Annotated in this window: 19 protein-coding genes; 16 read left to right on the top strand and 3 right to left on the bottom strand. The window is 66.3% G+C overall.

Going from position 1 to position 21,240, the window contains the following annotated elements:
- Window positions 1-30 precede the first annotated feature (30 nt).
- The 7 genes from ACSYG9_RS01240 (at window position 31) to tsaD (ending at window position 6,528) form a co-directional block, all read left to right on the top strand.
- Complete coding sequence (locus ACSYG9_RS01240; protein WP_440125486.1) at window positions 31-1,488, top strand: NAD(P)H-hydrate dehydratase; 1,458 nt, start codon at window positions 31-33, stop codon at window positions 1,486-1,488.
- Window positions 1,489-1,546: 58 nt separating this feature from the next.
- The gene (gene alr / locus ACSYG9_RS01235; protein ID WP_454840813.1) at window positions 1,547-2,725 is read left to right on the top strand and encodes an alanine racemase; all 1,179 of its coding nucleotides are present in this window, start codon (window positions 1,547-1,549) and stop codon (window positions 2,723-2,725) included.
- Window positions 2,722-3,780, top strand: coding sequence for an alpha/beta fold hydrolase (locus tag ACSYG9_RS01230; RefSeq protein WP_454840811.1), 1,059 nt, complete (start codon window positions 2,722-2,724; stop codon window positions 3,778-3,780). Before alr ends, ACSYG9_RS01230 begins: the two co-directional genes overlap by 4 nt.
- Entirely contained in the window at window positions 3,746-4,258 is a 513-nt protein-coding gene (tsaE, locus tag ACSYG9_RS01225) for a tRNA (adenosine(37)-N6)-threonylcarbamoyltransferase complex ATPase subunit type 1 TsaE (RefSeq protein ID WP_454840810.1), read from the top strand. The genes ACSYG9_RS01230 and tsaE overlap by 35 nt, the downstream gene beginning before the upstream one ends.
- A gap of 79 nt (window positions 4,259-4,337) precedes the next feature.
- The gene (gene tsaB, locus ACSYG9_RS01220; RefSeq protein WP_454840808.1) at window positions 4,338-5,009 is read left to right on the top strand and encodes a tRNA (adenosine(37)-N6)-threonylcarbamoyltransferase complex dimerization subunit type 1 TsaB; all 672 of its coding nucleotides are present in this window, start codon (window positions 4,338-4,340) and stop codon (window positions 5,007-5,009) included.
- The gene (gene rimI / locus ACSYG9_RS01215; RefSeq protein ID WP_454840806.1) at window positions 5,006-5,485 is read left to right on the top strand and encodes a ribosomal protein S18-alanine N-acetyltransferase; all 480 of its coding nucleotides are present in this window, start codon (window positions 5,006-5,008) and stop codon (window positions 5,483-5,485) included. Before tsaB ends, rimI begins: the two co-directional genes overlap by 4 nt.
- 14 nt (window positions 5,486-5,499) lie before the next feature.
- On the top strand, window positions 5,500-6,528 hold the full coding sequence (gene tsaD / locus ACSYG9_RS01210) for a tRNA (adenosine(37)-N6)-threonylcarbamoyltransferase complex transferase subunit TsaD (RefSeq protein WP_440127497.1): 1,029 nt from the start codon (window positions 5,500-5,502) through the stop codon (window positions 6,526-6,528).
- 28 nt (window positions 6,529-6,556) lie between these two features.
- On the opposite strand, the gene ACSYG9_RS01205 is transcribed toward tsaD, so the two are convergent.
- Window positions 6,557-8,251 (bottom strand): Hsp70 family protein, encoded by a 1,695-nt coding sequence (locus ACSYG9_RS01205; RefSeq protein ID WP_440125480.1) that lies wholly within the window; start codon window positions 8,249-8,251, stop codon window positions 6,557-6,559.
- Window positions 8,252-8,565: 314 nt separating this feature from the next.
- Here ACSYG9_RS01205 and groES point away from each other — a divergent pair, with 314 nt between their 5' ends.
- Window positions 8,566-8,868: a co-chaperone GroES gene (groES, locus tag ACSYG9_RS01200; RefSeq protein WP_006550071.1), complete on the top strand. Its 303-nt coding sequence runs from the start codon at window positions 8,566-8,568 to the stop codon at window positions 8,866-8,868.
- 87 nt (window positions 8,869-8,955) lie between these two features.
- Entirely contained in the window at window positions 8,956-10,572 is a 1,617-nt protein-coding gene (gene groL, locus ACSYG9_RS01195) for a chaperonin GroEL (protein WP_454840804.1), read from the top strand.
- 157 nt (window positions 10,573-10,729) lie between these two features.
- On the opposite strand, the gene ACSYG9_RS01190 is transcribed toward groL, so the two are convergent.
- Complete coding sequence (locus tag ACSYG9_RS01190; RefSeq protein ID WP_054719026.1) at window positions 10,730-11,023, bottom strand: WhiB family transcriptional regulator; 294 nt, start codon at window positions 11,021-11,023, stop codon at window positions 10,730-10,732.
- 623 nt (window positions 11,024-11,646) lie between these two features.
- On the opposite strand from ACSYG9_RS01190, the gene ACSYG9_RS01185 reads away from it, so the two are divergent.
- The 3 genes from ACSYG9_RS01185 to ACSYG9_RS01175 all read left to right on the top strand — a co-directional run bounded on the left by ACSYG9_RS01185 (window position 11,647) and on the right by ACSYG9_RS01175 (window position 14,176).
- The gene (locus ACSYG9_RS01185; protein WP_440125478.1) at window positions 11,647-12,447 is read left to right on the top strand and encodes a hypothetical protein; all 801 of its coding nucleotides are present in this window, start codon (window positions 11,647-11,649) and stop codon (window positions 12,445-12,447) included.
- Window positions 12,448-12,570: 123 nt separating this feature from the next.
- Window positions 12,571-13,149: a sigma-70 family RNA polymerase sigma factor gene (locus tag ACSYG9_RS01180; RefSeq protein ID WP_169685613.1), complete on the top strand. Its 579-nt coding sequence runs from the start codon at window positions 12,571-12,573 to the stop codon at window positions 13,147-13,149.
- The gene (locus ACSYG9_RS01175; RefSeq protein WP_440125477.1) at window positions 13,142-14,176 is read left to right on the top strand and encodes an anti-sigma-D factor RsdA; all 1,035 of its coding nucleotides are present in this window, start codon (window positions 13,142-13,144) and stop codon (window positions 14,174-14,176) included. The genes ACSYG9_RS01180 and ACSYG9_RS01175 overlap by 8 nt, the downstream gene beginning before the upstream one ends.
- 78 nt (window positions 14,177-14,254) lie before the next feature.
- On the opposite strand, the gene ACSYG9_RS01170 is transcribed toward ACSYG9_RS01175, so the two are convergent.
- Window positions 14,255-14,665 (bottom strand): DUF5319 domain-containing protein, encoded by a 411-nt coding sequence (locus ACSYG9_RS01170; RefSeq protein WP_440125476.1) that lies wholly within the window; start codon window positions 14,663-14,665, stop codon window positions 14,255-14,257.
- 242 nt (window positions 14,666-14,907) lie between these two features.
- Between ACSYG9_RS01170 and guaB the strand changes: the two genes are divergently transcribed.
- From guaB to guaA, 4 genes are all read left to right on the top strand, one after another.
- Entirely contained in the window at window positions 14,908-16,431 is a 1,524-nt protein-coding gene (guaB, locus tag ACSYG9_RS01165; protein ID WP_169685619.1) for an IMP dehydrogenase, read from the top strand.
- A 71-nt stretch (window positions 16,432-16,502) separates the two neighbouring features.
- Entirely contained in the window at window positions 16,503-17,642 is a 1,140-nt protein-coding gene (locus tag ACSYG9_RS01160) for a GuaB3 family IMP dehydrogenase-related protein (RefSeq protein WP_440125475.1), read from the top strand.
- 199 nt (window positions 17,643-17,841) lie between these two features.
- Window positions 17,842-19,569 (top strand): FAD-dependent oxidoreductase, encoded by a 1,728-nt coding sequence (locus ACSYG9_RS01155; protein ID WP_454840800.1) that lies wholly within the window; start codon window positions 17,842-17,844, stop codon window positions 19,567-19,569.
- A gap of 79 nt (window positions 19,570-19,648) precedes the next feature.
- Window positions 19,649-21,220, top strand: a complete 1,572-nt coding sequence (guaA, locus tag ACSYG9_RS01150; RefSeq protein WP_440125473.1) for a glutamine-hydrolyzing GMP synthase — start codon at window positions 19,649-19,651, stop codon at window positions 21,218-21,220.
- Window positions 21,221-21,240 lie beyond the last annotated feature (20 nt).

The following is a 21,240-nucleotide window of genomic DNA, read 5'->3' as shown; positions in this document are numbered from 1 at the left end:
GAAGCGCAGACCGATCGATCGGGAGTCCCGATGCGCAGCTACTACCCATGTGAGCAGGTTCGTGCCGCGGAGGCGCAACACCTGGCGGTCCTGCCCGAGGGCACGCTGATGCGCCGAGCCGCGTTCGGGCTCGCGCGACTGGTGGCCGAGGAACTTCGCGCGCGCACAGGTGCCGTCGCGGGGCGGGCGGTGACCTTGCTCGTGGGTTCGGGCGACAACGGCGGCGACGCTCTGTGGGCCGGTGCGTTCCTGCGTCGGCGCGGGGTCGCGGTGACCGCAATGTTGCTCGCTCCGGATCGTGCGCATCCTGCGGGACTCGCCGCATTGCGCGCGGAGGGGGGCCGCACGGCAACCGCGACGCCCGAGCATCTCGGCGATCCCGACCTCGTGCTCGACGGTATCGTCGGAATATCGGGCCGCGGCCCGTTGCGTCCGGCGGCGGCAGCCCTCGTCGATGCGGTCACTGCGCCGATCGTCGCGGTCGACACGCCGAGCGGTGTCGATCCCGACACCGGGGTGATCGACGGCCCGGCGGTGACCGCCGCGCTCACAGTCACGTTCGGTGCACGCAAACCTGTGCACGTCCTTGCCCCGACGCGATGCGGTCGCGTCGAACTGGTCGACATCGGTCTCGACCTGCCGCCGTCGGACCTGGTATCGGCGGACCCCGCCGAGCTGGGCGCGATCTGGCCGGTCCCCGGGGCGGACGACGACAAGTACAGCCAGGGCGTGGTCGGCATCGTGGCAGGCAGCGCGCGGTATCCCGGGGCCGCGGTGCTGTGCACGGGCGCTGCGGTGGCCGCAACCTCCGGCATGGTGCGCTACGTCGGCAGCGCGGGAGCAGAGGTACTCGCGCACTGTCCGGAGGTCGTCGCGGCGCCCACATTCGATGCTGCGGGCCGGGTACAGGCATGGGTGATCGGGCCGGGCGCCGGCACGGACGCACGTGCGGAGAACACGCTGCGCGACGTTCTGTCGACCGATCTACCGGTACTCGTCGACGCCGACAGCCTGACGATCCTCGCGCGCAACCCGTCACTCGTGCGGGGTCGTCCCGCGCCGACCCTGCTCACTCCGCACGCCGGGGAGTTCGCGCGTCTCACCGGCAGCGACCCGCAGTCGGACCGGCTCGGTGCTGCGCGCAGCCTCGCTGCGGACTTACAGGTGCACGTGCTTCTCAAGGGACGCACCACGCTCATCGCCCGACCCGACGGACACACGTTCGTCAACGATGCGGGTGGATCGTGGGCGTCGACCGCGGGCGCCGGGGATCTGCTGGCCGGAGTCGTAGGAGCGCTCGTGTCGTCGGGCATGCCGATCGAGCTTGCTGCCGCTGCGGGCGCACGCGCGCACTCACTTGCCGCGAATCTCGCAGCGCGTGGTGAGGACGGCGAGAGTGTCGGAACCGCACCGGTATCGGCAAGCACCATCGCCGAACATCTTCGCGCCGCGGTGCGAATTCTGCGGACCCACGCATCCGAATCGTGATCGGACACACCCGGGCTCCCCGAAGGCGCCGATCGTCGCGGTGGCAGGATCAATTCATGTGACCGCCCTACAACGCACCCCGTCCACCGGCCGATCGCTTCCTCAAGCAGAAGCGATCATCGATCTGGACGCGGTCGCGCACAACGTCAGGCGCCTTCGGGATTACGTCGGCGACACAGCGATCATGGCGGTCGTCAAGGCCGACGCCTACAACCACGGGGCAGTCCCTGTCGCCCGCGCGGCGCTCGCCGCCGGCGCACGCGAACTGGGCGTCACCACGCTCGCCGAAGGGCTCGAGTTGCGCGCCGCCGGAATCGACGCGCCCATCCTGTCATGGCTGCACACGGTCGACGCAGACTACGCACCGGCGATCGCGGCCGGGATCGAACTCGGTGTCTCGTCGCCGCGCCACCTCGCGGCCATAGTTGCCGCCGCGGGAAGCATCGGCGAAACCGCAGTCATCACCGCCAAGGTCGACACGGGGCTCAACCGCAACGGTGTGGCACGCAACGAGTGGCCCGAGTTCGTGCGCGATGTCGCCCGTGCGCAGGCGAGCGGCGCAGTCCGGTTGCGCGGACTGTTCTCACACCTTGCCCACGGCGACGAACTCGGCCATCCCGAGATCGATGTGCAACGCGACAGGCTCCACCAGGCCGCTGACGACCTCCGGCGCGCCGCGCTGACTCCCGAGGTCGTCCATCTGGCCAACTCTGCTGCCACCGTTACCCGACCTGACCTGCGATTCGACATGGTTCGGCCCGGAATTGCGATATACGGGCTGACGCCGATCCCGGAGCAGGGCGATTTCGGGTTGCGGCCGGTGATGACATTGCGAACGAGGGTGGCGCTGGTGAAGAAGGTCTCGGCAGGTTCGGGCGTGTCGTACGGGCACCGCTGGGTCGCCCCGGCCGACACAACGGTGGCGCTACTGCCGATGGGCTACGCCGACGGGATCCGACGCAATCTCAGTGGCCGAATCGATGTTCTGCTCGGCGGGCGGCGTCGCCCCCAGGTGGGCCGCGTGTGCATGGACCAGGTCGTCGTCGACCTCGGCCCGGACGGCGGGGGAGTACAGGAGGGCGACGAAGCGTTGTTCTTCGGTGACGGACGTCTCGGAGAACCCGGAGCCCAGGACTGGGCCGAGCTCTTGGACACGATCAACTACGAGATCGTGACCGGGATCGGTGGCCGAACCGTCCGCACCTATGTAGGTGGTGAAGGAGGCGTGTTGCGATGACGCTGATGGGTCGAATGGGGCTGTTGGGCGCCAGTCTGGTGACACTCGCATCATCGGCGGGTCTGTATGCCGTGCGGAGCGCCGGAATGCCCGCCAACGAGATGTACCGGGGTGAGGACTTCGACGCTCTGCTGCGGCTGACCCAGCGGACCGTCCTGACCGACGACGGCATCCCCCTCGTGGTGCGCGAATCCGGATCGCCACGCGCTCCGCTGACCGTCGTCTTCGTCCACGGCTACTGCCTGCGCATGCAGTCGTGGCATCTGCAGTATCGGCACGTGCTCGAGCGGTGGGGCGAGGATGTCCGGATGGTCTTCTACGACCAGCGCGGTCATGGAGAGTCCGGTATGCCCGGCCGGAATTCGTGCACCATCGCGCAACTCGGGCGCGACCTCGGCCAGGTCATCGACGAGAGCGCCCCAGGCGGGCCGGTCGTCGTGATCGGTCACTCGATGGGCGGCATGACGACGATCGCTCTTGCGTCCCAGCGGCCGGACCTGTTCGAGTCCCGGATCGTGGGCGTGGGTTTGCTCGCGACCACGGCAGCAGGCCTGAACAAGAGCGGGCTCGGCCGCAACCTCGAGAACCCCGTCATCGACGCGTTCCGGTACGCCGCGCGGACCGCACCCGGATTCGTGCAGGCAGCACGCGGTATGGCGCGCGCGGTGGTCACACCGATCCTGCGTGCGGCGTCGTATGGGACGGTGGTCAGCCCGCGACTCGTCGAGTTGTCCGACCGGATGCTCGACGAGACTTCGGTCCTGACGATCGTGAACTTCTTGCGCACTCTCGAACTGCATGATGAATCCGCTGCGCTCCCCGTGCTGGGGTCGGTGCCGTCTCTCGTGCTCTGTGGCGACGCAGACATGGTGATCCCGTTCTCGAGCTCGGAGGCATTGGCCGAGGCGCTTCCCGGAGCCGAACTCGAGCGGGTCCGTGGGGGCGGGCATCTCGTCCAATTCGAGTTCCCGGAGATCGTCAACAGTGCGATCGACCGACTGATCCAGCGAGGTTTCGCGCATGACGTCTCTACCAGACGAGCCGCAATTGTCTGATTCGGCACAGCACGTCGAACTGCCGACAGTCGAGGACACCGAAGCGTTCGGCCGCCGACTGGCAGAAGATCTCCGCGCCGGGGACCTCGTTGTGCTCGACGGTCCGCTCGGGGCGGGCAAGACCGCACTGACGAGAGGACTCGCAGCCGGGCTCGGGGTACAGGGCCGCGTGACATCGCCGACATTCGTCATCGCTCGCGAGCATCGGCCGGGACAGCGCGACGGTGCGCCACCGGTGGGTCTGGTCCATGTCGATGCGTACCGGCTGGGCGACGGCCCGAACGCCCTCGACGAACTCGATGCACTGGATCTCGACACCGACCTCGACGCGGCCGTTGTGGTGGTCGAGTGGGGTGGAGGGCTCGTCGAGAAGCTCACCGACCGGCACCTGCGAGTGCGATTGCGTCGTGATCCCGAGTCCGATGTGCGCCGTGCGGAATGGACCTGGGTGGGCCGACACGCTCCGAGATCCGGATAGGGCCGGAACCGGGAGAGGACCGGGACGCTGGGACGGCTCGAAACTCGAGAGGGCTGGGGACCGGGTATCCTGGGAAATCGTGCTTGTGCTCGCCGTCGATACCTCAACGCCCGTCGTGACCTCGGGTCTCGTCCGACTCGGCAGCGAGGGAGACGCAGCCCACATCTCCACGCTCGCCGTGCGCCTGACCGACAACCCCCGGGCTCACGCGGAGATCCTCACTCCGCAGATCCTCGAGTGCTTCGACGAGGCCGGATACACACCCGCCGATCTCGACGCCATCGTCGTGGGTGTCGGACCGGGTCCGTTCACCGGCCTGCGGGTCGGCATGGTCACCGCGGCGGCGTTCGGTGATGCCCTCGGCATTCCGGTCCACGGTGTCTGCAGCCTCGACGCACTCGCGCAGGATGTGCACGGCGAAACACCCGACGGCGGCGACCTGCTCGTGGTCACCGACGCGCGACGCCGGGAGGTGTACTTCGCTCGGTACGACGGATTCTGCCGCCGTACCGAGGGCCCTGATGTACGCAAGCCTGCGGAGGTGCCCTCCGAGCCCTCGCGCCGGGTTGCCGGGTCGGCCCAGCACGTTGCTCTGTTCACGCTTCCCGCAGTACCCGTGTACTCGCCGTCGCCTGCGGGTCTGGTTGCCGCGGTCTCGCCGGCTCTGCGTGCGGGACGGGATCCAGAGCCATTGGTACCGCTGTACCTGCGCCGGCCCGATGCCGTTGCGACTGCGGATCGTCACAGATGAGTGTGCGGATCGATGCACTCCGCAGCGACGACGTGGACAGGTGCGCAGAACTCGAAACCGTATTGTTCCCGGGAGACGACCCGTGGAGCGCAGACGCGTTTCGTTCGGAACTGGCCTCGTCCCACAACTACTACGTAGCTGCGCGCGACGAGTCGGGGACTCTCCTCGGCTACGCCGGGCTGGCACGGCTCGGCACCGGAGTCGACCCGGAGTCCGAGGTGCACACGATCGGCGTGGATCCCGGCGCCCGGCGCCGCGGGATCGGTAGCGCACTGCTGACCGCGCTGCTGCACGTCGCGGATCGATGGGGTGGGCCCGTGTTCCTCGAGGTCCGCACCGACAACGACGCCGCGATTGCGTTGTATCGGGGTGAGGGTTTCGAGGTCGTGGGGACGAGAAGACGTTACTACCAGCCGAGTGGGGCCGACGCGTACACCATGCGTCGCCCGGATCGGCGAGAGGAGCTACGACGGTGACCGGACCGATCGTGATGGGGATCGAAAGCTCGTGCGACGAGACCGGAGTCGGTATTGTCCGTTTCGTCGGTGACGGCACGCTCGAGCTTCTCGCCGACGAGGTCGCCTCGAGCGTCGACGAGCATGCCCGATTCGGTGGTGTGGTTCCCGAGATCGCCTCCCGCGCACACCTCGAGGCGATGGTGCCCACGATGCAGCGGGCACTCGCCTCGGCCGGTATCTCCAAGCCCGACGCGGTGTGCGTCACGATCGGCCCCGGCTTGGCGGGGGCGCTCCTCGTCGGAGTTGCCGCAGCCAAGGCATATGCAGCGGCGTGGGACATTCCCTTCTACGCGATCAACCACCTCGCCGGACACGTCGCCGTCGACACGCTCGAACACGGGCCGATGCCGCCGTGTGTCGCACTGCTCGTCTCGGGCGGGCACACGCACCTCCTACACGTCGAGGACCTCAGCAAGCCGATCGTCGAGCTCGGTACCACCGTCGACGACGCGGCGGGGGAAGCGTTCGACAAGGTCGCGCGTCTGCTCGGACTCGGCTATCCCGGAGGCCCGGAGGTCGATCGGCTCGCACGAGAGGGAGACCGGAACGCGGTGGTCTTCCCGCGCGGTATGACAGGCCCGCGCGATGCCCGCAACGACTTCTCGTTCTCCGGGCTCAAGACGGCTGTCGCACGGTTCGTCGAAGCGAAGGAACGTGCCGGTGAGCCGGTGCCACTTGCCGATGTCGCAGCCGGCTTCCAGGAGGCCGTGGCCGATGTGCTCACGATGAAGGCGGTGCGTGCGGCCCGCGATCTCGGTGTCGACACATTGGTGCTCGGCGGAGGCGCGACTGCGAACACTCGATTGCGTGCGCTGGCCGAGGAACGTTGCGCGGAAGCCGGCATGACCCTGCGTGTACCCCGGCCGCGGTTGTGCACCGACAACGGCGTGATGATCGCGGCGCTGGGCGCGCACCTCATCGCGGGGGGAGCGACTCCCTCGTCGCTGTCCGTGGGAACGGACCCTGGGCTGTCGGTGTCGGTGGCACAGGTATCGGCCTGATCTCAGCCAGAACGGCGCGGCGGACTTCTTACCCGGTCGTTGTCGAGGTGTCCGAGGGGGTCGGATCTCCGCTGGTGTCGTTGCTCTCGGGGGTCGACTGTCCCTCGATGGCCGGTGTCGTCGAGATGAGTCCGGGCCGGGTGGTCAGTGCCGGAGATGACGGCGCGGGGGAGACGCCCGGCGCCGGGTCGGGCTCTGTTGTCTCTGTTGGCTCGGTCGGTGTCGTGGGATCCGTGGGGTCTGTGGGTGTAGTGGGGTCGGTCGGATCGGTGGGGTCCGTTGGATCGGTCGGATCGGTCGGATCGGTTGGGTCCGTCGGTGTCGTGGGATCCGTCGGATCTGTAGGGGTTGTGGGACCGGTCGGATCGGTGGGGGTCGGTTGCGGTGAGGTCGTCGAGTCGCCGGGGCGGTGCGGCTGCCACCTGTCGGTGGTCTCGTCGGGTGCGGCCTCGAGTGTCTGGACCTGGTCGATCGGGGTCGGAGTTGCCGTGGGGTTGCTGTTCGACACCGGGATATCCGTTTGCGGAACAGTGGACGGTGGCGGAGTGGGAAGTGGCGTTCCCTCCAGCCGGCCCTCGGTGCTCCGCGTCGATGAGAGGGAGGGGTCGGGATCGGCCGACGGGATGTCGGTCTCCTCCGGATGCGGTGGCTGCGACGGGTCTTCCGTGAGGACCACACCATTGGTTCCGGCAGGGGACACCGGTGTGCTGGCGGACCGGTCGGTGAATTTGTCGGTGGCGAATCCGGCGACGACTGCGGCGAGCACCAGGGCGGCTGCCACAGCGCCGGACATGCGCGCTCCCGCCGACGTCGAGGAAGCGTTCACTGAACCGACGACGTCGTAACCGCCGAAGTGCGCGGAACCCGACAGGTGCGCAGCGCCCTGAGCGGCTGCGGACGCGGGTTCCGGAACTGTGATGACGTGGCCGTCGAAGCTGTCGGTGACGGCGTCGGTCAACGCGGGAACTGCCGCAGTACCGCCGACGAGGGCGAGTGTGCGCGGACGTGGCAACGACTGGGTCGTGACCTGACGGGTGAACGTTGCGGCGGTAGCGGACAGGTCGGCGGCGAGCGTCGCGAGATCGGTGCGGGTAAGGGTCACCGAGGCATCGGGCCCTGCTTCGGCAATGTCGATCCGGGTGCGTTCGGCTGTGGTGAGTACTTCCTGGGCGCCCTGACAGCGTGCTTTCAGAAGCGCGGGATCGACCTGCATGCGCGTTCGCATGCGTTTGGTCGCGCGGTAGACGTGGTCGTAGATCACGGTGCCGATCGCATTGCCGCTCACGTCGTCTGTCCGCGCAGATCGCAGTACGGTGCCGGATTCCTGATCGAGGACCGAGACGGTGGTGCCGGACGCGCCCAGATCGGCGATAGCGATCGAGCCGGGCTCGGTGCGCACTCCGACGGTGCGGAGGTACGTCAGGAGGGCGGTGGTCTCAGGAACGAGCCGTACGAGCTTGCCTCGGCGCTCTGCAGCGGTACGGATCGCGTCTGCCTGCTCTTCGGTGCGATAGGCGACGGTGATGGCGTCGGGGACCGGTTGATCCACGACCTGTGTGGTCATCAACGAGATTGCATCGAAGACGAGATCGCCGACATCACGGTGGTGGTCGGAATCGACCGCCAGCCTGCGGTACTCGGATGTGAGCCCGGTGGCAGTGTCGACGAGCAGGGCCGCGCCGACGCCGGAGGCGCCGACGGAGATCCCTAGCGACGTTGGCATTGTTCACCTCTCGTGCGTGACTGGCGATCGTCGGGGCGAGGTTCGCTCGCCGCCGTGATCACCGAATGGTCACGCTCTCGGTTTCCGTTATTGAACCGTAACATGCGAGCCGTCTTGTTCGCTCTCCGCGTGTCAGCACCCGCAGCCCTTGAGCGCTGGCACTCGCATGTATAGAGTGCTAGTGACACCGAGCGTCGGCCCGGCACCCGCGACGACGGGACTGCGCGAGGAGTCACTCTGGTGACTGAACAAAACCGAGTTCGAGGACGACGAGAGCCTCGGACCCAAGTACCCCTGAAAGTGGAGGGCTCATCGTGGCGAGCGTGAACATCAAGCCGCTCGAGGACAAGATCCTCGTCCAGGCCAACGAGGCCGAGACGACGACTGCCTCCGGCCTGGTCATTCCTGATACGGCGAAGGAAAAGCCCCAGGAGGGCACCGTCGTCGCCGTCGGCCCCGGCCGCTGGGACGAGGATGGCGACAAGCGCATCCCGCTGGACGTCAAAGAAGGTGACGTCGTCATCTACAGCAAGTACGGCGGAACCGAGATCAAGTACGCCGGCGAGGAGTACCTGATCCTTTCGGCCCGCGACGTTCTGGCTGTCGTCGCAAAGTAGGCCGCAACTGTTCCGCCCCGGAGTTCCGTAACGGACCCGGGGCGGAATCTGTTGGGGATCATCCGAACCCAGGAGTAGTCGGAGAACATGTCCAAGCAAATCGAGTTCAACGAAACCGCGCGCCGTGCCCTCGAGTGCGGTGTCGACCAGCTCGCCGACGCCGTCAAGGTCACCCTCGGCCCCCGTGGGCGGCATGTGGTGCTCGCCAAGGCGTTCGGCGGTCCCACGGTGACCAACGACGGTGTGAGCATCGCTCGCGAGATCGAGTTGGAGGATCCGTTCGAGAATCTCGGCGCCCAGCTCGTCAAGAGTGTCGCCACCAAGACCAACGATGTTGCAGGCGACGGCACGACCACTGCCACCGTCCTCGCGCAGGCGCTCGTCAAGGCCGGCCTGAAGAACGTTGCCGCGGGTGCCAACCCCATCGCACTCGGCGTGGGGATCTCCAAGGGGGCCGAGAAGGTCTCCGAGGCGCTTGTGGCCGCGGCGACTCCCGTCGAGGGAAAGAAGGCCATCGCTCAGGTCGCCACGGTGTCCTCCCGTGACGCCGAGATCGGCGAGATGGTGGGCGAAGCGCTCACCGTCGTGGGAGAGAACGGTGTGGTCACGGTTGAGGAATCCTCGACCCTGAGCACCGACCTCGTCGTCACCGAGGGTGTCCAGTTCGACAAGGGCTACCTGTCGCCCTACTTCATCACCGACGTCGACGCTCAGGAAGCAGTCCTCGAGGACGCCCTCGTGCTGCTGTACCGCGAGAAGATCAGCTCGCTGCCCGACTTCCTGCCGTTGCTCGAGAAGATCGCCGAATCCGGTAAGCCGGTTCTGCTCATCGCAGAGGACATCGAGGGCGAGCCGCTCTCGACCTTGGTGATCAACTCGATCCGCAAGACGCTCAAGGCTGTCGCGGTGAAGGCCCCGTTCTTCGGCGACCGTCGTAAGGCGTTCCTCGACGATCTTGCCGTCGTGACCGCAGGTACCGTGATCAACTCCGACATCGGCCTGTCCTTGAAGGAAGCCGGACTCGATCTGCTCGGCTCGGCCCGTCGTGTCGTGGTGACGAAGGACAACACCACGATCGTCGACGGTGCAGGCTCGGCCGAGGACATCGAGAACCGCGCAGCTCAGCTGCGTCGCGAGATCGAGAACACCGATTCCGATTGGGACCGGGAGAAGCTCGAGGAGCGCCTCGCCAAGCTCGCAGGTGGAATCGCCGTCATCCAGGTCGGTGCTGCCACAGAGACCGATCTGAAGGAACGCAAGTTCCGTGTCGAGGACGCTGTCAACGCCGCGAAGGCTGCCGTCGAGGAGGGCATCGTGCCCGGCGGTGGCTCCGCGCTGGTGCAGGCGTCGTTGGCGCTCGCCGAGCTCGAGGCCTCGCTGTCCGGTGACGAAGCCACCGGTGTCGCAGTGTTGCGGACCGCCCTCACGGCACCGCTCTACTGGATCGCCTCGAATGCCGGACTCGATGGTGCGGTCGTGGTGAGCAAGGTCGCCGAGGCGACCAAGGGGCACGGCTTCAACGCGGCTACGCTCACCTACGGCGACCTGCTCGCCGACGGTGTAGTCGACCCCGTGAAGGTGACCCGGTCGGCGGTCGTCAACGCTGCCTCGGTGGCCCGGATGATTCTGACCACGGAGAGTGCTGTCGTGGACAAGCCCGAGCCGGTCGAGGACGACGGCCACGGGCACGGACACGCCCATTAGGTAGTACAGGCCCTCCGAAGAGCTTCGGGAGGCCACGATGTGCGAAGCCCCGCACGGATTTCTCCGTGCGGGGCTTCGTCGTATCTCGGTGGCATACATCCAGGAACCGGCTGTCAGCCCCGCAGCGGGCGCGGCGGAGTTTCGGCCCAGGCGGCGCTCACACCGCCACCTTACGGCGATGGTGTCGCGTGTACAGCTCACGTTCACTTTCCGACATTCCGCCCCAGATGCCATACGGCTCCGCGACCCGAAGGGCGTGCTCGCGGCACTGGATGAGGACGGGGCAGCTCTGGCACAGTTCCTTGGCACGGTTCTCGCGCTGGCTTCGGGCGCGACCGCGCTCGCCATCCGGGTGGAAGAAGACGGAGGAGTCCGCGCCTCGGCACTTACCATGCATCTGCCAGTCCCAGAGGTCGGCGTTCGGACCGGGCAGGGTGTGAGGTGCGGGCATGTGCACTCCTTTGCAGCGTGCTCACCCGAGGAGGGGAGCGGACCATCGTTCGGAAAGGCGTCCTTCCGAACCGGACCCCAGTAATGTCCGGCTCTCTCACCGTAAAAGTGGTATCGATTATTCGTCAATGCCTTCGGTCAGTGGGGAAGTCCATAACGAAAATGGAAAGAATTAACGGCGAAAATATTTACATTGGCCGGTGATCATGATCGCAGTACGGGTACGACGGCGGGCGCAAGGCTGAGATTGCGCCGGGATGCCGACCGGTTAAGGACCCTGAACAGGGGTTTCGTTCAGGATGCGGGGTGTGCTGGGCTGTGATAATCGACGTGCAATATCACGATTCACCTCACGCAAACCTACATGCACCATGTATGCAATTCATTTTTTGTTCAACTGGATGTCGGTTTCAGGACTGGAGAAATGCCTGAATCCATTGTTTGGGAATTGTTGCGCCCTCAGTGCGAAATTCTCGAATCCGAGGGAATGGGAAACTTTGCAGTGGCAGTGCAATGATTCTCCCTATGTCGATCCTCAGCAACTCGGAACCCGAAATCGGCGCGGCGCCTCCGGGTGATGCAGCTTCGTTTCGTGTGGCGGCCTTCGGCGGGAGCCCGGCTCACGTGCCCACAGCGGCTACTCCTGTGATCGAAGAACGCTGGATGCGTGCGGTCGCGCTCGGGGCACAAGGTCGCTACAGCGCCGCCCGGACGGAGTTGGCAGTGGTGAATCGGTCGGGTTCGCGAGGAGTGTGGGCGTCGCTCGCTGCAAGCACCGAAGCATCGTTCCTGAGGCAACTCGGATGGCACCGCGCTGCCGCAGTGCACGATGGTCGCGCCCTGGCCGCAGTCGCAGGAATACCCGTTGACACCCGCAGTGCCGATCTGGGCGTGCGACTCGCGGAGGCACGTTGCGATGCACTGACCGGTCTGGCCGCTGACGCGCTCGGCCGGGGGAGACTCGCACAGGCGCGTCGACTACTCGAGCGATGCTCGGAGGTTCTCGCCAGGCCACGGTCGGGCAACAACGAACTGCACGGCGAAGACACACTGTTGCGTCAGCGGATCCGGTTGTCGTGGGTCACTGCGGAGACTGCCCTGGCATCCGGCGACTTCGAGACCGCGCGTGTGTTCGCGGATCGTGCTGCGACCGCCTCCGAAACTTTCGCGTCGGTACGCCATCAAGTGAAGTCGGACCTCCTTCGTGCTGCCGCACTCACCGATGCACCGGACCCGACTCCAGCCCTCGAGCTTGCGACCGAGGTGTGTGGCAGGGCCGCTGTGCACAGATTGATTCCGCTGCAGTGGGCAGCGTCGATGTTGCTCGTCGGTCTGGGTGCGGGGGCCGGCGCCGAGCGCATGCGTGATGAATGCGCTACCGCCGTGGCGCGCGGTGGAGGCCGGTTCGCAACGATCCGGCCCTAGTTCGGTGCCCGCCCGCGATTGTTCGTCACGGGGTGTCGTTACTCTGGAGACGTTCCACTGCCAGGTGGAAGCACGCCCGGTTGGGGGACCGTGCCACTTGTAACGCCAGGACTTGCGCATTCGATGACTGTTATGGGTGAGGAGTTGGGCTCCGCCGTTGCTGCGGCTGCGCAGGGCGATCGGGCTGCTCTCGCTCGAGTACTTGCAAGTATTCGGCCTCTCGTCGTCCGGTATTGCCGGGCACGGGTCGGATCTGCCGAGCGTGGACAGCTTTCGGCAGACGATGTGGCGCAGGAGGTGTGCCTGGCGGTGATGACGGCGTTGCCCCGTTACCAGGATCAGGGGCGTCCTTTCATGGCGTTCGTGTACGGCATTGCCGCACACAAGGTCGCCGATGCGCATCGCAACTCCGCGCGCAATCGTGCGGATCCGGTAGCCGATGTACCCGAGGTGATGTCGCTCGACGACAGTCCCGAAGACCACGCGTTGAACTCCGAAGCGAGCAGGCAGATGAAGGATCTGCTCGGCACGCTGCCCGAGAAACAACGGGAGATCCTCATCATGCGTCTGGTCATGGGGATGTCGGCCGAAGAGACGGCGTCTGCACTCGGGAGTACTGCAGGTGCGATCCGGGTGGCCCAGCACCGGGCCATCGCGAAACTCAAGAAGGAAGTGACGAGAGCAGGTGAGAGGAATGGGTAGGAGGCGCGGCGCGGGGCACGGCATATCCGACGATTTTCCCGACGACGGCACCCCCGTGGACATCGCGGCAGTGCGGCGCGATGACGCCCTCATCGATGCGATCTCGGGCGATGGTCCAGTGGAGACCCAGTCGACCGAAGAGTACGAGCTCGCCACGATGCTCGCGGGGTGGCGAGCCGAGATCCTGGCAGATCCGCTACCCGCAGGCCCTGATTTCGACGAGGTCGTCGCTGCAGTCAACCGTGAGCTCGGTGCCCGTGAGGCCCTGGCGGCGCAACCGCCGGCGCGTTCCAAGGGTCAGCTCCGGCTGATCCGTCCACTTGCCGGAGCCGCCGCACTCATCGCGGCTGCCCTCGGTGGTGCTGCCACCGTCTCCTACAGTGCGGAGCCGGGAGACGCACTGTGGGGCGTCAAGGAAGTCGTGTTCAGCGAACAGGCCGAGTCGACCATGGCGAGGATCGATACCAGTTCGACCTTGCAGAAGGCCGAAGAACTGATCGCAGGCGGCGAGACCGAGGCAGCGACCGAACTGCTCCGATCGGCGGAAGTGCGGTCGTCGGAGGTCAGGGATGCGGGCCAACGTAACGAACTCGGCGATTGGTTGCAGCGGCTCACCGAAGAGATGAACCGAGCGATTCCGCCGCTGCCGGTGCCGCCGCCGCTGCCGGGGATGCCATTGCCTGCCGGGCCGGAAGCAGCAGCAGTGCCGTCCGTGCAGCCGAGCGTTCCGGGTACACCGCAGCCGTCGGCGCCCGTCGAACCCACGACGAATCCGGGTTCGAGCGTCGATCCGACCATCCTGGACGCGCCTACGTCGCCGGTGGAGACCACTTCCCCATCCGTGCCGCCGTCTACCGGGACGCCCGCCCCGGACAGCTCGACCGGCACGACCCAGCCCGCTCCGACGACCACGGTGTCCGCGCCGGAGCCGAGTACCTCGACCGCAGCGGATACGCAGGGGTCGAGTACCGCGCAACCTTCGTCGGCCGACCTGAACGTCGACCAGTCGACGGCGGGGGGCGCCTGACAGCGAAGAACGACAGATAGGCCCGGCAGCGCGCGCTGCCGGGCCTATCTGTCGTTCTTCGCTGTGACGTTCGGATCGTCAGGGATCGAGTCCGTACGGGTCGACCGGCATCGCCTCGTTCATCGATGCGTCGGCGTAGCCGCGACAGTAATCCCACGTGACGTACGCGTCGGGAGACGGGTCGAATGCGGGCTCATGCGGGCGAACTGTGCCGTCGACGAGCAGTTGGAGCAGGTTTGCGCGGAGCATGTCCCAGTCGTGGTAGTGCTCCTGGTGGCAATCCTCACAACATACGACGAGTCCGCGGACACCGCGGGGAGCCAACAACGCTTCGTACACCGCGAGGTCGGCAAGATCCTCTTCGACCGCGAGGCGTTCGGCAGAGTCCAAGGGTTGACCCGGTTCGATCGCGTCCAATGCGGCAGACGGATCGTCGGGATCTCCTGCAAACGGATCCGGTGGCAGACCGGGGGGCAACTGATCACGCACGCCACCACGGTACGCAGTTCGAGGGGGTCCGCGCCAGCCGTCGGGGGTGGACACGCCGACGAACGGGGGGTATTCGGGAGATCTCGACCACGCCTGCACGGGTTGCGGCGAGTCACGCGGTTGCAAACAGATACCATGGTCGTCGACGGCTTCGCCATCTGTGACGTTGTCGTTCACACAATCCCACTGTCGGACGGTCCGTCCGTCCGCCCCCATCGATCATCACGGAGGGTCCGAACCGCATGAGTAGTACCGGAGGGCACGTGCACACCGGCGGTGACGACCCGAACAAGGTCGCAATGCTCGGTCTGACCTTCGACGATGTGCTGCTGCTGCCCGCGGCCTCGGACATCGTCCCCAGCAAGGTCGACACTTCGAGTCAGCTCACCCGCGAAATCCGCCTCCGGATTCCCCTGGTCAGTTCTGCCATGGACACGGTCACCGAATCACGTATGGCGATAGCGATGGCACGCGCCGGTGGCATGGGCGTCCTGCATCGCAACATGCCTGCAGAGGTACAGGCCGCGCAGGTCGAGACCGTCAAGCGCTCGGAGGCGGGCATGGTCACCGACCCGGTGACCTGCAAGCCCACCGACACCCTCGCCGAGGTCGACGCGAAGTGCGCGCGATTCCGGATCTCGGGCCTTCCGGTTACCGACGACGCAGGTCAGCTCGTCGGCATCATCACCAACCGCGATATGCGGTTCGAGGTGGACCAGAACCGCCAGGTCGCCGAGGTGATGACCCACGCTCCGCTCGTCACCGCAAGCGAAGGCGTGACCGCGGAGGCCGCACTCGGGCTCCTGCGCCGCCACAAGATCGAGAAGCTGCCGATCGTCGATGGACAGGGCAAGCTCACCGGTCTGATCACGGTCAAGGACTTCGTGAAGACCGAGCAACATCCCTTCGCCACGAAGGACCGCGACGGGCGACTTCTCGTCGGTGCCGCGGTCGGTGTCGGCGACGAGGCCTGGTCTCGTGCGATGACGCTCGCCGACGCAGGCGTCGACGTGCTCGTGGTCGACAGCGCTCACGGACACTCCGCCGGAGTGCTGTCCATGATCTCGAAGCTCAAAGCAGAGGTAGGCGACCGAGTCCAGATCATCGGCGGCAATGTCGCCACCCGCGAGGGAGCCACGGCGCTCATCGAAGCAGGCGTCGACGCAGTCAAGGTCGGTGTCGGGCCCGGCTCGATCTGCACGACCCGCGTCGTTGCCGGCGTCGGCGCACCGCAGATCACGGCGATTCTCGAGGCCACCGCGGCTGCGAACGCTCTCGGCGTTCCTGTGATCGCCGACGGCGGCCTGCAGTTCTCCGGCGACGTCGCGAAGGCTCTCGCTGCAGGCGCCTCCACCGCGATGCTGGGCTCTCTCCTTGCTGGTACCGCCGAATCGCCGGGCGAACTGATTCTCGTCAACGGCAAGCAGTTCAAGAGCTACCGCGGGATGGGTTCGCTCGGCGCGATGCAGAGCCGCGGCGAGGCCAAGTCGTATTCCAAGGACCGTTACTTCCAGGACGACGTCCTGTCGGAGGACAAGCTGGTTCCGGAAGGAATCGAAGGCCGCGTTCCGTTCCGGGGGCCACTGCAGCAGGTCACCCATCAGCTCATCGGTGGTCTGCGCGCCGCGATGGGCTATACCGGGGCCTCGACCATCGAAGAACTGCAGCGCGCCCAGTTCGTACAGATCACCGCCGCGGGGCTCAAGGAGAGCCATCCGCACGACATCACCATCACTGCGGAGGCACCGAACTACGCTGCCCGCTAGGTTCGGTGCGTTCGCAGTAGGTCTCGTCTCGGTCGACGGGGCAACCGCATTCTCACGAGAAAGGGGCGCGCGTGCGCGACCTCGTTGAAATCGGCATGGGCCGGACAGCCCGCCGCACGTACGAGCTGGACGATGTGGACATCGTGCCGTCGCGTCGTACCCGCTCGTCCAAGGAGGTGTCGACAGCGTGGCAGCTCGACGCCTATCGGTTCGACATTCCTGTGCTCGCACATCCGACAGACGCGCTCGTGTCCCCGGCGTTCGCGGTGGAACTCGGCAAGGCCGGCGGCCTCGGTGTGATCAACGGTGAGGGGCTGTGGGGGCGGCACGCCGATGTCGATGCCGTGATCGCCCGGCTGGTCGACATCGCCGAGAGCGATCCGGATCCGAGCGCAGCGATCGCATACCTGCAGGAGCTGCACGCAGCGCCGTTGCAGGGCGATCTACTTGCCGCGGCCGTCGCGCAGGTGCGCGACTCGGGTGTCACCACCGCAGTGCGTGTGAGTCCGCAGAATGCCCGGGCACTGACGCCGGAGCTGGTCAAGGCGGGTGTCGACCTTCTGGTCGTGCACGGCACGATCATCTCGGCAGAGCATGTGGCGCACGGCGAGAGCGAACCGCTCAACCTGAAGACGTTCATCTCGGAACTCGATGTGCCGGTGGTCGCGGGGGGCGTGAGCGATCACCGCACAGCTCTTCACCTGATGCGCACTGGCGCCGCGGGCGTCATCGTCGGTTTCGGGTCGACGCACGGAGCCACCACCACGAGTGCATCGCTCGGGATCGGTGTCCCCATGGCCACCGCGATCGCGGATGCTGCTGCGGCCCGCCGCGACTACCTGGACGAGACCGGGGGCCGGTACGTCCACGTCATCGCCGACGGCGACATCGAGACCTCCGGCGACCTCGCGAAGGCGATCGCCTGCGGTGCTGATGCTGCGATGCTGGGTGCCCCGCTCGCCATTGCTGCGGAGGCGCCGGGCAGTGGATGGTACTGGCCATCCGCAGCCGCACATCCGTCCCTTCCTCGGGGTACCGCACTCCAGGTCGCCTTCGACGAGCGGCCGAGCCTCGAGCGCGTGCTGACCGGGCCGTCCGACGATCCGTACGGTTCGCTGAACTTCGTCGGTGGTCTGCGACGGGCGATGGCGAAGTCGGGATACTCGGATCTCAAGGAATTCCAGAAGGTCGGGTTGTCTGTGCGCGCCTGACCGAATCCGCCGTGCCGTTGTGGCCGGATGTGACAATCTGTGCGTTGTAGTGCACAGATGTCGCATCCGGCCACTTTTGCCTCGAGTGACCTGCAGTTTCTGCAACCATCCGTAACAGTTAGGATGCCCTTGTGTGCGTAGTCACATGCGGGGCGTGCATACTGGCCGGTAACAATGCAGGTTCGGCGGAGGTACTCCAATGGGTAGACAGCGGGTCACGGACTACGACGTCCTGATCGTCGGGTCGGGTTTCGGTGGCAGTGTCACCGCATTGCGACTGGTGGAAAAGGGATACAAGGTCGGCGTTCTCGAGGCCGGTCGCCGGTTCGCCGACGCCGACTTCGCCAAGACCAGCTGGGATCTGAAGCGATTCCTCTGGGCACCGAAACTCGGATGCTTCGGCATTCAGCGGGTCCATCTCCTCCGCGACTGCCTGATCCTCGCCGGAGCGGGTGTCGGCGGTGGATCGCTCAACTACGCCAACACGCTGTACAAGCCGACCGCCGCGTTCTTCCAGGACCAGCAGTGGGCGGACATCACCGACTGGCACGACGAACTGACCCCGTTCTACGACCAGGCGCGACGCATGCTCGGCGTCGTGCAGTACCACCGTATGACCGCGGCGGACAAGGTGATCAAGGAAGTGGCCGACGACATGGGCGTGGGCGACACGTTCATCCAGACGCCGGTGGGTGTGTACTTCGGTGAACCCGGGAGGACTGTCCCGGATCCGTACTTCGGCGGCGCAGGCCCGGATCGTGCCGGTTGCATCGAATGCGGCGAATGCATGACGGGGTGCCGCCACGGAGCGAAGAACACCCTCGTCAAGAATTACCTCGGCCTTGCCGAGAGTGCGGGTGCGGACATCCTCCCCATGACCACCGTGACCGATCTGAGCGAAGGGGCGGACGGCACGTGGACAGTACACACCGAACGCACCGGCGCGCTGGTGCGCAAGGGCAAACGGAGTTTCACAGCATCGCACGTCGTGCTCGCTGCAGGGACCTGGGGCACACAGCATCTGCTGCACCATCTCAAGGACACCGGGGCCCTGCCGAAACTGTCCGACCGCCTCGGGGAGCTCACCCGCACCAACTCCGAGTCCATCGTCGGAGCGGGCAAACTGAAGGTCGATCCCGAGATGGACCTGACCGACGGGGTCGCGATCACCTCCTCGTTCCATCCCACCTCGGACACTCACATCGAACCCGTCCGGTATGGCAAGGGCTCCAACGCCATGGGTCTGCTGCAGACGCTGATGACCGACGGCGACGGCCCGGTCCCGCGCTGGGTGAAGTTCCTCGGTCAGGTCGCGAAGAACCCCACCAGGATGCTGCGGATGCTCTCGGTGAAGGACTGGAGTGAGCGAACCATCATCGCGCTGGTGATGCAGAACCTCGACAACTCCATCACTACCTACACCAAGAAGAATGTGTTCGGACGGCGCAAGGTGACCAGCAAGCAGGGCCACGGGGAGCCGAACCCGACGTGGATCCCGGCGGGCAACGAGGCGACCCGCCGGATGGCGGAGAAGATCGATGGTATCGCCGGCGGCACCTGGGGCGAAATCGTCAACATCCCCCTGACAGCGCACTTTCTCGGCGGCGCAGTCATCGGAGCCGACCGGGAGCACGGTGTCATCGACCCGTACCACCGCGTGTACGGCTACCCGACGCTGAGTGTCGTCGACGGGGCTGCCATCTCCGCGAACCTCGGCGTCAATCCCTCCCTGACCATTGCGGCACAGGCAGAACGTGCGGCGTCGCTGTGGCCGAACAAGGGTGAGCAGGATCTGCGTCCCGTACAGGGTGAATCGTACGGTCGGCTGCAGCCGATCGCGCCGAAGAACCCCGTCGTTCCAGAAGGTGCGCCCGGCGCGCTGTCCCTGCCGATCGTCGAGATCACCGGCGGTTCGGGAGCGGCCTGAGCACCACGGCAGATGTGATCTGTGCAGGACCTGAGCGGCCGCGTCCGGATGTCCGGGCGCGGCCGCTTAGACTGTTCGGGTGTCGCAAACCCAGCAGTCCCGACCCGTACTCGTCGTCGACTTCGGAGCCCAGTACGCACAGCTGATCGCACGACGTGTGCGCGAGGCCAATGTCTATTCGGAAGTTGTCCCGCACACCACGAGCATCGAGGAGATCGCGGCCAAGGAACCCCTTGCGGTGATCCTGTCCGGTGGTCCCTCCAGCGTGTACGAGGACGGTGCTCCGCAACTCGACCCGAAACTGTTCGGCCTGGACATTCCGGTGTTCGGCATCTGCTACGGCTTCCAGGCCATGGCGAATGCGCTCGGCGGCACTGTCGCGCACACCGGAGCCCGTGAGTACGGCCGCACCGACCTGTCCGTGTCCGGCGGTGTGTTGCACGACGGTCTGCCCGCGACGCAACCCGTGTGGATGAGCCACGGCGACGGCGTGACCGTGGCACCCGAGGGATTCGAGGTGACCGCCACGAGTGCAGGCGCACCCGTCGCCGCATTCGAGGACCGTGCGCGTCGTCTCGCCGGCGTCCAGTACCACCCTGAAGTGCTGCATTCACCGCACGGCCAGCAGGTTCTGAGCCGGTTCCTGCACGAGATCGCGGGCATCCCCGGCGAGTGGACCGCCGCCAACATTGCCGATGCACTCGTCGAGCAGGTCCGCGAGCAGGTCGGTGACGGACGCGCGATCTGTGGGCTCTCCGGCGGTGTCGATTCCGCAGTGGCTGCGGCGCTCGTGCAGCGCGCCATCGGTGACCGATTGACCTGTGTGTTCGTCGATCACGGTCTGATGCGTGAGGGGGAACGGCAGCAGGTCGAGCGCGACTTCGTCGCAGCGACAGGGGCTCGGCTCATCACCGTCGACGCGTCCGAAACGTTCCTGAGTGAACTGTCCGGCGTCACCGATCCCGAGACGAAGCGCAAGATCATCGGTCGCGAGTTCATCCGTAGCTTCGAAGGTGCAGTGTCGGAGGTCCTGGGTGAAGGTGCCTCGAAGGGCGAGAAGGTCGAGTTCCTTGTACAGGGCACCTTGTACCCCGACGTCGTCGAATCCGGCGGAGGATCCGGAACCGCGAACATCAAGAGCCATCACAATGTCGGTGGGCTCCCCGAAGACCTGCAGTTCGAACTCGTCGAACCGCTCCGCCTGCTGTTCAAGGACGAGGTGCGCGCGGTCGGTCGTCAGCTGGGTCTGCCCGAGGAGATCGTGGGCCGTCAGCCGTTCCCGGGCCCCGGTCTCGGTATCCGCATCATCGGTGAGGTCACCCGCGAGCGTCTCGAGATCTTGCGCCATGCCGATTCGATCGCCCGCGAGGAACTGACGTCTGCAGGTCTGGACGGTCAGATCTGGCAGTGCCCGGTGGTGCTGCTCGCCGACGTGCGCAGCGTCGGCGTTCAGGGCGACGGACGCACCTACGGTCACCCGATAGTGCTGCGTCCGGTCTCCAGTGAGGATGCGATGACTGCCGACTGGACGCGCCTGCCCTACGAAACCCTCGAGCGGATCTCCACGCGTATCACCAACGAGGTGGCCGACGTCAACCGCGTGGTCCTCGACGTGACGAGCAAGCCGCCGGGAACCATCGAGTGGGAGTGACGACACCGCAGGTGTCGTGA

Source organism: Rhodococcus sp. SJ-2 (assembly GCF_053750035.1).
This window is presented reverse-complemented; position numbering and strand designations above follow the sequence as displayed.

What these genes read in the sequence shown, in the direction of transcription:
- ACSYG9_RS01240 (WP_440125486.1), top strand. Translation starts at nt 31, where the DNA reads ATGCGCAGCTACTACCCATGTGAGCAGGTTCGTGCCGCGGAGGCGCAA.
- ACSYG9_RS01230 (WP_454840811.1), top strand. Translation starts at nt 2,722, where the DNA reads ATGACGCTGATGGGTCGAATGGGGCTGTTGGGCGCCAGTCTGGTGACA.
- tsaE (WP_454840810.1), top strand. Translation starts at nt 3,746, where the DNA reads ATGACGTCTCTACCAGACGAGCCGCAATTGTCTGATTCGGCACAGCAC.
- rimI (WP_454840806.1), top strand. Translation starts at nt 5,006, where the DNA reads ATGAGTGTGCGGATCGATGCACTCCGCAGCGACGACGTGGACAGGTGC.
- tsaD (WP_440127497.1), top strand. Translation starts at nt 5,500, where the DNA reads ATGGGGATCGAAAGCTCGTGCGACGAGACCGGAGTCGGTATTGTCCGT.
- ACSYG9_RS01205 (WP_440125480.1), bottom strand. Translation starts at nt 8,251, where the DNA reads ATGCCAACGTCGCTAGGGATCTCCGTCGGCGCCTCCGGCGTCGGCGCG.
- groL (WP_454840804.1), top strand. Translation starts at nt 8,956, where the DNA reads ATGTCCAAGCAAATCGAGTTCAACGAAACCGCGCGCCGTGCCCTCGAG.
- ACSYG9_RS01190 (WP_054719026.1), bottom strand. Translation starts at nt 11,023, where the DNA reads ATGCCCGCACCTCACACCCTGCCCGGTCCGAACGCCGACCTCTGGGAC.
- ACSYG9_RS01180 (WP_169685613.1), top strand. Translation starts at nt 12,571, where the DNA reads ATGACTGTTATGGGTGAGGAGTTGGGCTCCGCCGTTGCTGCGGCTGCG.
- ACSYG9_RS01175 (WP_440125477.1), top strand. Translation starts at nt 13,142, where the DNA reads ATGGGTAGGAGGCGCGGCGCGGGGCACGGCATATCCGACGATTTTCCC.
- guaB (WP_169685619.1), top strand. Translation starts at nt 14,908, where the DNA reads ATGAGTAGTACCGGAGGGCACGTGCACACCGGCGGTGACGACCCGAAC.
- ACSYG9_RS01155 (WP_454840800.1), top strand. Translation starts at nt 17,842, where the DNA reads ATGGGTAGACAGCGGGTCACGGACTACGACGTCCTGATCGTCGGGTCG.